General features: G+C 57.9%; 15 protein-coding genes. 4 read left to right on the top strand and 11 right to left on the bottom strand.

Features of this window, described 5'->3' with window-relative positions:
- Window position 1 precedes the first annotated feature (1 nt).
- From PL263_RS00905 to PL263_RS00885, 5 genes are all read right to left on the bottom strand, one after another.
- A complete protein-coding gene (locus tag PL263_RS00905) occupies window positions 2–1,015 on the bottom strand; it encodes a dihydroorotate dehydrogenase-like protein (protein ID WP_278211258.1) in 1,014 nt (337 codons plus the stop codon).
- Window positions 1,008–4,640 carry a pyruvate:ferredoxin (flavodoxin) oxidoreductase gene (nifJ, locus tag PL263_RS00900; protein ID WP_278211257.1) on the bottom strand — a complete coding sequence of 1,211 codons (3,633 nt, stop codon included), beginning with the start codon at window positions 4,638–4,640 and terminating at the stop codon, window positions 1,008–1,010. The genes PL263_RS00905 and nifJ overlap by 8 nt, the downstream gene beginning before the upstream one ends.
- 316 nt (window positions 4,641–4,956) lie before the next feature.
- Window positions 4,957–5,490 (bottom strand): hypothetical protein, encoded by a 534-nt coding sequence (locus tag PL263_RS00895; protein WP_278211256.1) that lies wholly within the window; start codon window positions 5,488–5,490, stop codon window positions 4,957–4,959.
- Window positions 5,491–5,561: 71 nt separating this feature from the next.
- Entirely contained in the window at window positions 5,562–6,038 is a 477-nt protein-coding gene (locus PL263_RS00890; protein ID WP_140911154.1) for an SRPBCC family protein, read from the bottom strand.
- Window positions 6,039–6,276: 238 nt separating this feature from the next.
- A complete protein-coding gene (locus PL263_RS00885) occupies window positions 6,277–8,043 on the bottom strand; it encodes a L,D-transpeptidase family protein (protein WP_278211255.1) in 1,767 nt (588 codons plus the stop codon).
- Window positions 8,044–8,202: 159 nt separating this feature from the next.
- On the opposite strand from PL263_RS00885, the gene PL263_RS00880 reads away from it, so the two are divergent.
- Entirely contained in the window at window positions 8,203–9,492 is a 1,290-nt protein-coding gene (locus PL263_RS00880; protein WP_278211254.1) for a hypothetical protein, read from the top strand.
- Here the strand turns inward: PL263_RS00880 and PL263_RS00875 are convergent.
- The 3 genes from PL263_RS00875 to PL263_RS00865 form a co-directional block, all read right to left on the bottom strand.
- Window positions 9,489–10,004 (bottom strand): O-acetyl-ADP-ribose deacetylase, encoded by a 516-nt coding sequence (locus PL263_RS00875; protein WP_278211253.1) that lies wholly within the window; start codon window positions 10,002–10,004, stop codon window positions 9,489–9,491. The two genes, PL263_RS00880 and PL263_RS00875, sit on opposite strands and share 4 nt — an antisense overlap.
- A 163-nt stretch (window positions 10,005–10,167) precedes the next feature.
- On the bottom strand, window positions 10,168–10,335 hold the full coding sequence (locus PL263_RS00870) for a hypothetical protein (protein WP_278211252.1): 168 nt from the start codon (window positions 10,333–10,335) through the stop codon (window positions 10,168–10,170).
- 97 nt (window positions 10,336–10,432) lie between these two features.
- Window positions 10,433–11,137, bottom strand: a complete 705-nt coding sequence (locus PL263_RS00865) for a DUF4145 domain-containing protein (RefSeq protein WP_278211251.1) — start codon at window positions 11,135–11,137, stop codon at window positions 10,433–10,435.
- 429 nt (window positions 11,138–11,566) lie between these two features.
- On the opposite strand from PL263_RS00865, the gene PL263_RS00860 reads away from it, so the two are divergent.
- Genes PL263_RS00860 through PL263_RS00850 form a run of 3 tightly spaced genes read left to right on the top strand, consistent with a single transcriptional unit; the run spans window position 11,567 to window position 12,485 of the window.
- On the top strand, window positions 11,567–11,782 hold the full coding sequence (locus PL263_RS00860; protein ID WP_278211250.1) for a DUF2905 domain-containing protein: 216 nt from the start codon (window positions 11,567–11,569) through the stop codon (window positions 11,780–11,782).
- Window positions 11,783–11,792: 10 nt separating this feature from the next.
- The gene (locus tag PL263_RS00855) at window positions 11,793–12,296 is read left to right on the top strand and encodes a YqiA/YcfP family alpha/beta fold hydrolase (RefSeq protein WP_278211249.1); all 504 of its coding nucleotides are present in this window, start codon (window positions 11,793–11,795) and stop codon (window positions 12,294–12,296) included.
- Window positions 12,297–12,311: 15 nt separating this feature from the next.
- Window positions 12,312–12,485, top strand: a complete 174-nt coding sequence (locus PL263_RS00850) for a rubredoxin (protein WP_278211248.1) — start codon at window positions 12,312–12,314, stop codon at window positions 12,483–12,485.
- A 39-nt stretch (window positions 12,486–12,524) separates the two neighbouring features.
- Here the strand turns inward: PL263_RS00850 and PL263_RS00845 are convergent, their stop codons facing one another.
- From PL263_RS00845 to hflK, 3 genes are all read right to left on the bottom strand, one after another.
- Window positions 12,525–12,893, bottom strand: a complete 369-nt coding sequence (locus tag PL263_RS00845) for a hypothetical protein (RefSeq protein ID WP_278211247.1) — start codon at window positions 12,891–12,893, stop codon at window positions 12,525–12,527.
- 96 nt (window positions 12,894–12,989) lie between these two features.
- Window positions 12,990–13,955 (bottom strand): protease modulator HflC, encoded by a 966-nt coding sequence (hflC, locus tag PL263_RS00840; protein WP_278211246.1) that lies wholly within the window; start codon window positions 13,953–13,955, stop codon window positions 12,990–12,992.
- Window positions 13,952–14,938: an FtsH protease activity modulator HflK gene (gene hflK / locus PL263_RS00835; RefSeq protein WP_278211245.1), complete on the bottom strand. Its 987-nt coding sequence runs from the start codon at window positions 14,936–14,938 to the stop codon at window positions 13,952–13,954. The genes hflC and hflK overlap by 4 nt, the downstream gene beginning before the upstream one ends.
- Between the last annotated feature and the right edge of the window lie 29 nt (window positions 14,939–14,967).

The raw sequence follows: 14,967 nt of genomic DNA, 5'->3' as shown, positions 1-14,967 counted from the left end.
TCTAACGCAATACGCCCGGCGCCGGCGTATAGCTGTCCAGCACGTGAATGTAGTTGGCCCTTTCATAGGCGCTGGGGTCGATCGCGTGTTGCCGGCTGACGCTACCCTTCATTTGGCTCACCGACTCGTATTCGTGTTCGATCAGCCAATCCGCCAGTTCGCTGCGAATCTCGCCCAGCTTGCCGACGCCCTGCGCCAGCAACACGCTGCATAAATGCACCACGTCTGCGCCGGCCAGCAAGGCCTTGATCACGTCGTCGGCCTGGTGAAAGCCGCCGGTCACGGCCAGCGACAATCGCACCCGGCCGTACATCAGCGCGGTCCAGCGTACCCGCAACAGCGCTTCGGCCGGCGTCGACAATTGCAGTTTCGGCACCACTTCCAAGGTGTCCAGATCGATGTCCGGCTGGTAAAAACGGTTGAACAAGGCCACCCCGTCGGCGCCGGCCTCCTGCAAACGCTGCACGAAATGCAGCGGCGAGCTGAATTGCGGCGACAGTTTCACGGCCAGCGGGATGTTGATCTGGCGCTTCAATTCGCGAACGATGTCCAGATAGCGGTTTTCGACCGTCTCGCTGCTTTCGCTAATATCCGCCGCCAGATGGTAAATATTCAACTCCAGCGCATCGGCGCCGGCGTCCTGCAAGGCTTTGCCGTATTCGATCCAGCCGCCGACCGAAGTGCCGTTCAGGCTGGCGATCACCGGAATTTGCAACGCGCTTTTCAAGCGTTGTAGATGATCCAGATACTGATCCATGTAGGTGACGATCTGCGACGGCAACGGATGAAACGAATCCGCCTCACCGTAACCGATGCCCTGCCCGAACAGGAAACGCTCCATCTGCTGCTGCTCGGCTTCGATTTTTTCCTCGAACAACGACGACAAAACGATCGCTGCCGCGCCGGCATCTTCCAGCCGGCGGGCGCTGTCCAAGTCCTTGCTTAACGGCGAAGCCGACGGCACCAGCGGATGCGCCAGTTTCAGACCCAAATATTCGGTGGCTAAATCAACCATTGTTCTGCTCCTGGGCCAGATCGGCTTTGACTTGGGCTTTGGCGGCGGCCACGCTGGTGGCGTCGCTCCATTCCAAAGCCGCCAGTTGTTGGTAATAGCGGTAGCGGTTTTTGACGTCGTGCTGGGCCTGTTTCAAGAAAGCCTCGGCGTGGTCGGGATGGCTTTGCCACAACATGCTGAAGCGGGTTTCGGTCATGACGAAGTCGCGGTACGGGATCGACGGTTCCGCCGAATCCAGTTGCATCGGATTCTTGCCTTGCTGAATCTTGGCCGGGTTGAACCTGAACAACGGCCAGTGCCCGCTCTTCACGGCCAGATTTTGCTGGCGATGGTTATTGGACAAATCCACGCCATGGGCGATACACGGCGAGTAAGCGATGATGATGGATGGGCCGTTGTGGGCTTCGGCTTCCAGGAAGGCGCTCAGCGTCTGGGTATCCTTGCCGGCATAAGCCACGTGGGCGACGTAAACGTTGCCGTAGTCCATCGCCAGCAAGGCCAGATCTTTCTTCGCGGTCGGCTTACCGCCGGCCGAGAACTTGGCCACTGCACCCATCGGCGTCGATTTGGAAGTCTGGCCGCCGGTGTTGGAATACACCTCGGTGTCCAGCACCAGGATATTGACGTTGCGGCCGCTGGCCAACACGTGGTCCAGGCCACCGTAGCCGATGTCGTAAGCCCAGCCGTCGCCACCGATGATCCAGACGCTTTTCTTGCATAAATAATCGGCCAACGGCAGCAAGGCCTGGGCGGCGGGTTGGCTTAAAGACGGTAAATGCTGTTTCAATTCGGCGATGCGTTGGCGTTGCTCGTAAAGTCCGGCCTCGTCGGATTGGTCGGCCTGCAGGATCGCATCGACCAATTCGCCGCCCAGGGTTTCGCGTAGCGACTCCAGCAACTCGGCGGCGTGCTCGGCTTGCTTATCGATCGCCACCCGCATGCCCAGGCCAAACTCGGCGTTATCTTCGAACAGGGAATTGCTCCAAGCCGGCCCTTTACCCTCGGCGTTTTTGGTCCACGGCGTGGTCGGCAGGTTACCGCCGTAAATCGATGAGCAACCGGTGGCGTTGGCCACCACCATCCGGTCGCCGAACAATTGCGAGACCAGTTTGACGTAAGGCGTTTCGCCGCAGCCGACGCAGGCGCCGGAAAATTCGAACAAAGGCTGCAACACCATCGAACCTTTGATGGTATTGGTTTTAAGCAGCCGGCGATCGTATTCCGGCAAAGACAGAAAGTAATCCCAATTTTGGCTCTCCGGTTCGCGCAGCGGCGCTTGCGGCGCCATGTTCAAGGCCTTGCGACTGGCGTTGGATTTATCGCGAATCGGGCAAATATCGACGCACAAGCCGCAACCGGTGCAATCTTCCGGCGCCACCTGGTAACTGATCGATAACCCTGGCGGGAAGTCCTTGCCCAGCATCGCCGCATGTTTGAAGGTGGCCGGCGCATTGCTCAAGGCCTCGTTCGGCACGATTTTGCTGCGGATCGCCGCGTGCGGGCAGACCATCGGGCACTTGCCGCATTGGGTACATAAATCGGTTTCCCAGACCGGAATTTCCAACGCCAGATTGCGCTTTTCAAACGCGGCGCTGCCGGTCGGGAAAGTACCGTCGGCCGGCATCGCGCTGACCGGCAAGGCGTCGCCGCGGCCGGCGATGATCTCGGCGGTGACCCGGCGGATAAAGTCCGGCGCGCTGTCGCTAATCCGCGACATGATGTCGAAGGCGCTGCTGGCCTGCGGCGGCAACGGCACTTGGTGCAGGCCGGCCAGGGTTTCGTCGATGGCTTTGAAGTTCAAGTCGACGATGCGCTGGCCTTTTTTGCCGTAGGTTTTTTCAACCGCATGTTTGATCGCGGCAATCGCTTGTTCTTGCGGCAACACCCCGGAAATCGCGAAAAAACAGGTCTGCATGATGGTGTTGATGCGCTTGCCCATGCCGGATTTCTCCGCCACCGCGTTGCCGTCGATCAGGTAAAAACGGATGTTTTTGTCCAGCATCTGTTGCTGCATCTTGCGCGGCAGGGTATCCCAAACTTTGTCGGCCGGGGCCGGGCTGTTCAACAGGAATACGGCATTGGCGGCAGCGTTGGCCAGCATGTCGTAACGTTCCAGAAACACCGCCTGGTGGCAGCCGATGAATTGGGCGTCGTTTTCGCCGATCAAATAGCTGGAACGGATCGGCTGCGGGCCGAAGCGCAGATGCGACACCGTCACCGCGCCTGACTTTTTAGAGTCGTAGACGAAATAACCCTGGGCGTACAACTCGGTTTCTTCGCCGATGATCTTGATCGTGTTCTTGTTGGCGCCGACCGTGCCGTCGCTACCCAGGCCGTAAAACATCGCTTGAAAAGTCTGGTCGTGGGCGTCGGTGCGGTAAGCGGCGTCCCAGGTCAGACTGGTATGGCTGACGTCGTCATGGATACCGATCGTAAACTGGTTCTTCGGCCGTTCGCTTTTCAACTCGTCGTAAACGGCCTTGACCATGCCCGGCGTGAATTCCTTGGACGATAAGCCGTAACGGCCGCCGACCACGCGCGGCATCTGGCTAAACTTTTCGCCCTGGCTGAAGGCTTGGGCCACGGCCGTCAGCACATCTTTATACAGCGGTTCGCCGTCGGCGCCCGGTTCCTTGGTGCGATCCAAGACGGCAATTTTTCGGCAACTCGCCGGCAGGGCCGCGATCAAATGTTGCGGCGAGAACGGCCGGAACAGCCGGACTTTGAGCAAGCCGACCGCCTCACCCTGCCGATTCAGATAATCCAGGGTTTCTTCGACTGCCTCGGCGCCGGAACCCATCAACACAATCACCCGCTCGGCATCGGCGGCCCCTACGTATTCGAATAAACGGTATTGGCGACCGGTCAGCCCGGCGAAACGGTCCATCGCCTGCTGAGCCATGTCCGGCAACGCCGCATAAAACGGATTGACCGACTCGCGGCCCTGGAAATACACGTCCGGGTTCTGCGCGGTACCGCGCAGCACCGGCTTATCCGGCGTCAAAGCCCGGCTGCGATGATCGGCAACCCAGGCATCGTCGATCATGCCGCGTATCACAGCGTCGTCGACTTCGACGATTTTGGCGACTTCGTGCGAGGTGCGGAAACCGTCGAAAAAATGCATGAACGGCACCCGGCTTTGCAGCGATACCGCATGGGTAACCAAGGCCAGATCCTGCACTTCCTGCGGCGAATTGGAGCACAGCATCGCAAAGCCGGTCATCCGCGCCGCCATCACGTCGCTATGGTCGCCGAAGATCGACAAGCCTTGTGCCGCCAGCGAACGGGCGGCGATGTGGAACACGGCCGGACTGAGTTCGCCGGCGATTTTGTACATATTCGGCAGCATCAACAGCAGGCCTTGCGACGCGGTGAAGGTGGTCGCCAAGGTGCCGGCCTGCAAGGCGCCGTGAATGGTACCGGCGGCGCCGGCCTCGCTTTGCAATTCGACGACCTGCGGCACGGTGCCCCACAAATTGGCTTGGCCGCGCGAGGCCCATTCGTCGGCCCATTCGCCCATCGGCGACGACGGCGTGATCGGATAAATGGCGATGACTTCGTTGAGTTTGTAGGCGATGCTGGCGGCGGCCTGATTGCCGTCGATGGTCAGAGTTTGCTTGGACATGGCGCGACCTTATGCGTGTGTTACGGACGGCCGTTCGGTGCGAGCCGACGGCTCTTATACTCTACTGGAGACAAGGATAGCCAAAAATCCGCTGGCTAATTTTTAGCCAATTTAAAAACGCTTCAAAGCGGACGGGCTTTTTGACGGTTTGCCCACGATTTGACCACAAGTTTATCCACAGCTTCTGTGTATAACTGTACTTTCGTACAATAGGCACCCTGTGGATATATCGTTGCGCCTCAAGGGCAAATCGGCTTAAATTTACAGTGATTCAAAATATAAGACGTTGATAAAATAGCGATAATCTAAATCCCGCCTATTCATCGCGCAGGACGATCGGCATGATTTTTTGCTCGACGTTGATCACGGCTTTATTCAGCACGAAAAAATGCTTGTCTTCGACAAACTGCACGCCCAGCATATAGAAAATCGGCCCCCAGAACGGGTTGATCATCAGCCCGCCCAGAATACTTTTCCAGGTGCGTTTCAGATTTTTCAACGGATTGAAGGCCACGGCCAGTGTTTGCTGCGGATGTTCTTCGAACACCTGCGCAATCGGTTTCAGCGCGGCCTGTTCCGAGTTGTCCAACACGGCCAGCGAATTGTTCAACTTGCGCGCCATCTTATAGAAATGCCAACGCGCCGCGCTCGCCGAAACGGCAAAGGTAATCGCCATCAACGGCAACAGAATGCTGGGCGGCAGTAACGGCGCAAAAGCCGGCGCCAGTAATACGAGTCCGTAACCCAACATGATCGTGTCCTCGCCGCGTTCGACGTCGCGGTCCAGATTTTGGACTATCGCCACGACCCGATCGCCGGAAGGTTCCAAATAACCTGATTCTTCAGCCATCTCCGCCTCCTGAAGTTTGGTTTGGTATTCGGGATTAAATGCCTGGCTCGCGCAAATGTCAATCGCGCGCGTCAGTCCGGTTTGCTTGCTGCGCCGCCCCAACGTTGCAACAGATAATCGCGCCGGGTATCGAAAATTTGCCGCAATTTGCCGCCTATCAAAATTCGGTGCATAAATCGGCCGAACCAGCCCCACGGCATCGCATAAAACACAATATCCTCGACCTCCACGCCGTCGCCGGTTTCGGTAATCGCCACTTCATGACTCCAGAATGCGAATGGTCCGACGCGTTGCTGGTAAACAAACCGGCGGGGCTGGTCGCAGTGCGTGATTTCCGACAACCAGACCATCGGCCAAGCCAAGACCGCCTTCATCCGGTAGCAAATCAGCAAGCCGCCGTAAATCTGCTCCGGCACCGGCGACGCGATATCGACGTGAAAAAAATCCGGCGTAATCCGGTTCAAGTAGTGCGGAGACGAAAAAAACGCCCATGCCTGCTTGGCGGACAAGGTTAAGGACTGGCTACGGTAAAGATAATAGACTTTCATGACGGCCCGAAGACAATGAGCGCAACGCCCTGCGTCTTGGAATTTACCGTAAAAATTTGCGGGCGCGAGCTTCGGTAGCACTCGAATTCGCAGCGAACGGCTTAAGGATGACAGGGGCGCGCGCTGATGAACCCGGCCCCGTCAATGACTGGTATGCCGAGCGGACTGGCCTGGTCGAAAAGCCTATCGACAAGACTCACGCCGACCGGTCTTTAGGGGCCGGATTGATAACGGCCCACTAACTACCTGCGGTAGCGTTGCCTTTGCTGGTCAATTGCGAGCCGGTTTCGGGAACCGATTTGTTGAGCGCATTGCGCAACGCGGCGTCGTAACCGTAGATATCCGGATAAAAGCGCGGCTTGCCGTCGCGATCAACAAATGCGGTCGCGTAGAAAAACAAGACCGGTACCGATTTTTTCAAGCTGACGCGCTGAGTCTTGGGCCCGGCCATTGCCTGCCGGATGGTATCCGGATTCCAGCCTTCCTGGTCGCTCAACACGAACTCGGCCAGTTTATCGGCCTCGGCGACGCGGACGCAGCCGTGGCTCAAATCGCGCCGGTCGCGGTTGAACGCGGCCTTACCCGGCGTATCGTGTAAATAGACCTCGGCTTTGTTCGGAAACACGAACTTCACCCGGCCCAACGGATTGTTCGCGCCGGGACGCTGGCGGGCGCGAAGCCGGCCTTGCTTGAGATCGGCGACGACATCTTCTTCCTGTTCGTCGTCGCTGTATCGCTCGACCAGTTCGATGTCCTGATCGTCCAGGAAGGCTTCGTCTCCTTCCAATTTCGGCAGAATTTCCTTGTCCATGATACTTTTCGGAATATTCCAGTAGGGCATGAATTCCAGATACTTCATGTCCTCCGCCAGCATCGGCGTCAAATTTTCCGGGGCTTTACCGACGATCACCTTCATCCGCAAAGGTTGCGGGTCTTGCGAATCCTTGAAAGCCCAGAGCTGAAAAGCCGGGATATTGACGACGATATGCGGCCCGGCCGGGGGTTCCGGCAACCAGCGTATGCGTTCCATGGCCAATTCGATAGCGGCAATTTTTTCCGGCACCGATTGGTTCAGCAAGGCCAGGGTTTGTCGGCCGATCACACCGTCGGCCTTCAAGCCCTGGCGTTCCTGAATCCGCTTGACTGCGGCGACGCTGGCTTCGTCGTAAATATCGGCGGCCTTGTCGGCATCGGCCGCCGCCGGAAGGTCAGCTTCGCCCAATTCGCGCAGTCGTCGGCGCAGTTCCGGCATCTGGGCGTCGCCCTCGCCGGGGTGCAGCGATTTGGCGAATACCAAGCCGGCGCCGGCTTCGGTCCCCGGCAATCGGCGGCGGAAGTCGGCCAGCGCACGCTTCAGCAACCGGTATTGCTCGTTATTCGGCGCGAGTTCGGCAGGCAATTGCGCCAGACTCTGCATTTGCCAATGCCGTTGCAGGACTGCCGCCAAATCCGGCTGCGGCCGCAATCCGCCGAGCTGCGCCGGATAATCCAGTTTCCGCGGATCGACCCGTCCCGAATGCAGATCGCCGGCATAACGCAGCAGCGCCGCAGACAAGGCCAAATCGTAACCGGCCAGCGCATCCGGTGCCGCAGTCTCGGCCAGCCGGGCGTATGCGGCCAGACGTTCCGCGTCGTAATGGCGGGGATTCAAGCCTTCATCGGCCGCATTCCGTAATACGGCCAAAGCCTGTTCCCGATTCTGCGCCGGGTTGGCGCCGCCAAACCACAACAAGCGATTGCCATTGGCCCGGTATAACTGAATCAGGGCCGGACGCTGCTCAGACAGCTCGGCTCCGGACAATAGCGCTGAGCCGCCGCCGTTCAGAAAGGCCTCGATGGCTTTGCCGACATCGGTTTCAGCCGCTCCGGCGGCGACACCCCAATGACACATCAGCAAAACCGTGAAAAAACGCGGCAGAATACGGAGCAAACTTAGCGAACAGAACATAGTTACGGCTTGAATCGGGTTGATCGGATTAAATCGGGCCGGCAACGAGTCCGGCATTGCCAAGTGCGTATCGCACCGTCCGGCAATTTTCATAACTTTACATTCTCTCACACAAGCTTTGTCCCCAGCCAAACTCGCCACACCGAAACTATTCCGGGCCGCGACGTCCGGCGAGTTAAAATAACGCCAAAAGAAACCGCGCTTGCCGGATAGCCAATGACTCTCGCCCCCTTGCCTAAACTGGCGCTAAACGCCGAACAACTCAACCGAAGCTGCCGCTGTGCCTCGCTGAGCCGGGAGCTGTTGCGCCGGGAATTGGCCGACTGGGACGCCGCGCACGACATATACCGAATGATTGGAGAGGAAAGGCCTCATTTGTTTGCCGAAGCGCCGGTGTTTCTGGACCGGGCCGGCCTGCAGGCGCAGTTGGCCGTCATCGCCGCGGCCGAAACAGTCATCGCCCTGCCCGCCTACCAAAAACGGGTGCTAGGCTATGCGCCGGAATCGGCGCACTTTCCGGCCAAGGCCCACGGCGTATTCGTCGGCTACGATTTCCATTTGAGCCCGGACGGACCCAAGCTGATCGAAATCAACTCCAATGCCGGCGGCGGTTTGCTAAACGCGTTGGCGATCCGGGCGCAGATGCGCTGCTGCGAAGAAGCCGGCAGCCAGCGCCCCGGCGACGGGCCGGCGTTGGCGGCAACCGGAAGCGCGCCGGAAGCGCAATTCATGCAGATGTTCGCCGACGAATGGCGCTGCGAACGCGGCGGACAAGCCTTGCAAACCGTAGCAATCGTCGACGAAGACCCGCAAAACCAATACCTGTGGCCGGAATTTCTGCTGTTTCAAGCGCTGTTCGAACGCCACGGCATCCGAACTGTGATTTTCGATCCGGCCGAGCTGAGCCATCGTAACGCGGCGTTATGGCACGGCGATATCAAGATCGATCTGGTTTATAACCGGTTGACCGACTTCGGTTTGGAACACGCCAAACACCAGCCCTTGTTGCAAGCTTATCTGACCGGCGACGTGGTGTTGACGCCGCATCCGCGCAACCATGCGCTGTATGCGGACAAAAGAAATCTGGCCTTGCTCGGCGACGCCGAATTCCTGGCCGAAATCGGCATCGACGCCGCCAGCCGCGACATTCTCCGCCGCGGTATCGCTGAAACCCGCATCGTTGAAGCGCAACATGCCGAGTGGTTCTGGCAACAGCGTAAGCAGTTATTCTTCAAACCGGCCAAAGGCTACGGCAGCAAAGCGGCCTACCGCGGCGACAAGCTGACCTTGCGGGTGTTCGACGAGATTCTGCGCCACGATTATGTAGCGCAGACGCTGGTCAAACCCAGCGAGCGGCAATTGGATGTCGGCGATTTGAAACTGGATTTACGCCATTTCGTCTATCGCGGTCAAACCCAACTGGTGTGCGCCCGGCTGTACCAGGGCCAAACCACCAATTTCCGCACGCCGGGCGGCGGCTTCGCCCAGGTGGTGGTTACGCCTTAAACCGCCTTGTTCAACAAGGCGCGGTAGATATGCAAATCCGCTTCCGAGAAACAGCAAAAGGTCACGGCCAGCCGATACGCCGGGTCACCTAAAAAGCCCACAACGGTATCGACGGCAATTTCCGCAGCCTCGCGCGGCGGATAACCGTAAATACCGGTACTGATGCAGGGAAAGGCCAGACTCTCCAGCCGCTGCGCCGCCGCCAGCCGCAGCGAATTTCTGTAACAGGCGGCTAACAGCGTAGCCTCGTTTTCCGAGCCGCCACGCCAGACCGGCCCCACGGTATGAATGACGTATTTGGCCGACAAGCGGTAGGCTTTGGTCAGCTTGGCCTCTCCGGTCGCACAACCGCCCAAGCTGCGGCACTCAGCCAATAATTCCGGTCCCGCCTTACGATGAATCGCCCCATCCACCCCGCCGCCGCCGAGCAACGAAGAATTAGCGGCATTGACGATGGCATCGACGGCCAGTTCGGTAATGTCTGAATGAATGGCGGAGATAGTCGGGTGCATGTGGTTTGGATGATGTTTGGGTTTGGCTGGATTCCGCCATTAGCCACCAGACGGAACTAAAGTGTCAATGTCAACAGTCCAGCCCAAAGCAGGCGTAGGGTGTGGTGAGTTTTTACGAACCGCACCAGTCGCGAACGATGCGGTGCACGCCGTTTACCGCATCCTACCGGGCTTTACGCTCCAACTCGGCTTTCGTTGCCTCTAGAAGCTTTACGCGCTCTTCATGAATGCCTACATCAGAATTCCACGCAACATAGCCGCCAAGCAACAGTCCTCCTATGAGGGTGATGATGGGGTTCTTCACCTTTTCGAAAGCTGTTATCGATTCCATCTGCCCTCCTATGGTTAGGCATAACGTAGAGGTAACCGGCCAGCGCGGAGCGAACCCAATAGCTGTGCTGTTGGGTTCGCTCCGGTTGACCGCCGGGTTAGTGATTGTCGCCATTCTTTGCGGAAGCCTTTCCTTGAGCCGCTGCGATAACCTTCTGCATGTGTTCGTCGCGTTCGTGACGGCGGATGTACCACTCTTCCAGAAGAACTTCGATCAGGCGTATGAGCAGGTCCGCCTCTTGCGGCTCAACATCAACGATAAGGTTGATGTCCTTCTCCATGTGCGCCCCAATATTGCCGATGCTTCGAACGGCATCAATGGCCTGCCAAGTTGTGGAGTCGATTTTGTCTTTAAGTTCGGCAATCTCATCCACTAGGCGCGCTTTCGTAATGCCCCAATAGTCCCTAATAATTCCCTGAAGGCAGCGCCTCGAAAGTGTCGCTGACGCTTTTGGGCTCAAACTGCAAATCAGACATGCTTCTTCATAGTCTTGGCGGATGGGGGGCGGAATGTAGTCTGGAAATGGCTTTGCCGATGACTGTGGTTTGAGATCCCAACGAATGATCGGCTCACCGACAACGCGAACGCCATTGGTGGTGTGCTGAGCGTTATAGAGTGAAGCGATGATCGTGAAATCCCGACATTTACTGTTGGGGCAAACAGTTGCGTAAGTATAAAGGCCCAGCAAGCCGAGCTTGTTATTCCGCTCGAAGGTGTGCAGATAGCTACTGACGTTGTCAGGTTTAATTGTTGCTACTTGCCTACAGTAAGGGCAGGTCCAGGAGTAGTCGGGCTTGGACATGAGAGGTTCCTGAAATCACTAACGATAAGGGTAACTTGACGGTGAAAGCGTAGCGACGATAGGAGCGTAGGCTGGGTGGAGCAACAGCGATACCCAGCTTTAAGGTTTCTAGCTGGGTTTCATTATCATTCAACCCAGCCTACCCCCACAAACGCAGATTCAGTTTATTATCTATTAACAGTTATTGGAAAGTTCAACCGACTGTCTTTTTTGGTCGACTTTAGCCAATCGACCTGCAGCCAAGATTATCCTCAACTGATCCGCCCACCAAGAACGCGTCCAAACGACCACATCTCGATTAACCTCAAGCGGGTTTCGGACAGCTCGCTATTTTAGCCCTCCCTGGAACAAGTCAACCCGAGCCTGGCGCTGCACAACAAACCCGGACGGCATAGAATAGCCCGGTAAGTTTTAAGAAAAGGAGTTAGCATGGAACCCGGCAAAGCCTTGATAAGTATTGGCGCCCTGCTTCTGGCCCTGGGTTTGGTCATCAACTACGCGCCTTGGCTGGTCAGTTGGTTCGGCAAATTGCCCGGCGACATTCGTATTCAAAATAAGAACAGCTTTGTGTTCATTCCGATCACGTCGATGATCGTGGCCAGTGTGCTGATCACTGTGCTGGCTAATCTGTTTTTTCGAAAATGAGGGGGAAGAGATGAATAACCTGGTGGTATACAACCACGGCAAGGACAGTATTCCGTGGGGCGAAAAAGCCCTGGCGCTGGCCGAGGTGGCCAGGAGCCGCGGTTTCGAGTTTATTAGCCCGGACTATCAGGCCAGCAACGATCCGGAATGGCGAATCGATCGACTGTTGGCGATGGATTTGCGCGGTTACCAGCGGATCGTGCTGGCCGGCTCGAGCATGGGCGCTTACGTGGCGACCGTCGCCGCCGAAACGATCAAGCCGCATGGCCTGTTTTTAATTGCCCCGGCGTTTTACCTGTCCGGTTATGCGCGCCACCGTTTCGCCCCCGGCACCGACAACATCGAGGTATTTCACGGCTGGCAAGACGACGTCGTGCCGCCTGAAAACGCTTGGCGCTTTTGCCGCGAGCACCGCGCCCGCTTGCACATGCTGGACTCGGACCACCGCCTGCTCAGCATTTTGCCGCTGATGGTGATGACCTTCGACCGCTTCTTGGCCGAACTTACGCCTTAACCGGGAGAGAAAGGTATGGCCGAATACAAAAAATACCATTGCCGCGAATGCGAACACATTTACGACGAAGCCAAAGGCGATCCGGACAGCGGCATCGCTCCCGGCACCCGCTGGGAAGACATCCCGGACGACTGGCAATGTCCGATTTGCGGCGCGCCGAAAAGCTTTTTCCAACTGCTTAATTATTAAGTCACGGTCGCTGACGGCCGACCGGACTCGGCAATCGGATCAGTACATGCCGTTACCTAACAGTGCGCCGGCCGCGGCGCCGATGCCGGCGGCCAACGGGTCGCCGCCGCCGAAGTGGTAGCCCATCGCACTGCCGACCATGCCGCCCAGCAAACCTTGCGGGTTACGTTGGTCGTACTGGTCATAACGCGGCCGCGGCGGCGGTGCATAGTACGAAGGCTCCGGAACGTATTCCACCACCGGCGGCGGCGCCGGTTGGTAGTAAATCACCCGCTCCCGGTATTCCGGGTAATAATCGTGGTGATGATGGTGGTGATGGCCCCAACGGTGGCCCCAACCTTCGTGGTCGGCCAATGCGGCCGACGAAAACGCCAAACTCAAAACGGCAATTATGGTTTTCTTACACATATCAAAGCTCCTTTTCGCAAAATGATCGTGTTGGGATGCATCATGCGAGCGGCAACTTAATTCCGACTTAACCGCGCGCGGCCGCCGGTAAAGCCGTCAACGCCCTTTGGCATCAGCGCGTTTCAACAGGCCGAATAAGTCGCTGTTGGTGGACAGCACCAGACTGGCTTCGCCGCCGATCACGGCCCGATAAGTCTCCATACTTTTCAGGAATTTATAGAACTCCGCCGCTTCCGGCTTTTGTGCGTAGGCTTTGGCGTAAATCTCGGCGGCCTTGGCGTCGGCCGCGCCTTGAATTTCCTGGACCTGTTTGTAAGCCGCGGATTCGATCTCGTTGATATCGCGTTCCTTGTTGCCGTGGATACGGGCGGCTTCGCCCTCGCCTTCCGAGCGGAAACGTTGCGCAATTTGCAGGCGCTCGCTGATCATACGCTGGTGTATCCGCTCCAACACTTGCCGGTTGTAATTGATCCGTTTGAAGCGTACGTCCAGTAATTCGATGCCGAACTCGGCCAATTTCGGCGCTGCCGCGTTGAATACATCGCGCTCGATCGCTACCCGGCCAACCCGGATCGGCCGCAACACGCCGATTCCGGCTTCGCTGGCGAGGCCTGCCAGACTCTCGTCCTGCATCGGCTTGCGATCCTTGTCGGTGCGGACCACCTCGATCAGTTCATGACGGGCGATTGCGGTACGGGTTTCGCTGCCCAGGATGTCTTCCAGCCGGGATTGGGCGCTACGCTCGTCACGCAGCCGCAGGTAGTAGCGCATCGGATCGGTGATGCGCCAGCGGGCAAAAGTATCGACCTGAACGTAGGTTTTGTCCTTGGTCGACATTTCCACCATCGGCCCGTCCCAAGCCAGATAGCGCTTGTCGAAGCTGTTGATTTGTTGCACGAGCGGCAATTTAAAATGTAAACCCGGCTCGGTGATGGGCGGCCCGACCGGCTTGCCGAATTGGGTAACGATGACCTGCTCGGTTTGGTTGACGGTGTAGGCACAGGTCAGCAAAAAAACCAGCGCGATCGCGATTAAGCCTAACGATTTTCCGGCGCCGCTCATTTCGCCACCTCGACACCTGACGGACCTGGCACCGCCAACAGCGGCAGAATCTGTTGCACCGTGTCGTCAACGATGATTTGTTGTTTGGCCTGCGGCAGCACCTCGGCCATGGTTTCCAGGTATATCCGGGCGCGAGTGACTTCCGGCGCCTTCAAATACTGTTCCAGGACTTGGTTAAAAGCGGTGACGTCGCCTTCGGCTTCGTTGATCCGTTTGAAGCGGTAACCCTCGGCGGCGCGTATCCTCTGGTCGGCCTCGCCGCGCGCCTTCGGCACCGCCTTGTTGTATTCGCCGTTGGCCAGATTGATCACGTTCTCCCGGTCCTGCTGCGCCCGGTTGACCTCGTTAAACGATGGCTGCACCGGCTCCGGCGGATTGACGTTTTTTAATTGCACCTGATTGATCGTGACGCCCAAACGATAGCGTTCGGCCAGTTCGCGTACCCGTGCCAGCACGGTTTCTTCGATCTCCTGCCGGCCGATGGTGATGATTTCGTCCACCGAGCGATCGCCGACCACTTCCCGCATCGCTGCTTCGGAAATGTCGCGCAAGGTCAGGCCGGGATCACGCACATCGAACAAATACTTTTCCGGGTCGGTGATCCGGTACTGCACGATCCATTCCACCAGCGCCGAGTTCAAATCCCCGGTCACCATTGCCCGCTCCAGCTCCGGCTCTTCGCCGGCCTGATCCGGATTGGTGAAACCGGGCGTGGCGAAGCCGAATTCCAGCTTTTGCTGGCGTTGGGTCGGCACGGTTATCACTTCATCGACTCCAAACGGTAACTTGGCATGCAGGCCGGACGGCACTTGCTCGATGAATTCGCCGAAGCGTAAGACGATGCCTTCCGACTCGGCCGGAATCGTGTAAAAACACATGCTGAAGACAATCAGGCCGCCGATGCCGAGCAGCACGGCTGCCGGCGGCACCGGCACCGGCAACGACTGCGGCCAACGGTCGAAAAGGGGTCGAGGATTGTTCATCGGCAAGCTCCGCATCGAAGCGGCCGCAA

The sequence above is a fragment of the Methylomonas sp. EFPC3 genome (assembly GCF_029643245.1).
Classification (GTDB): Bacteria; Pseudomonadota; Gammaproteobacteria; order Methylococcales; family Methylomonadaceae; genus Methylomonas; species Methylomonas koyamae_B.
The sequence above is the reverse complement of the archived record's forward strand: the minus strand, read 5'-3'. Positions and strand labels throughout refer to the sequence as shown.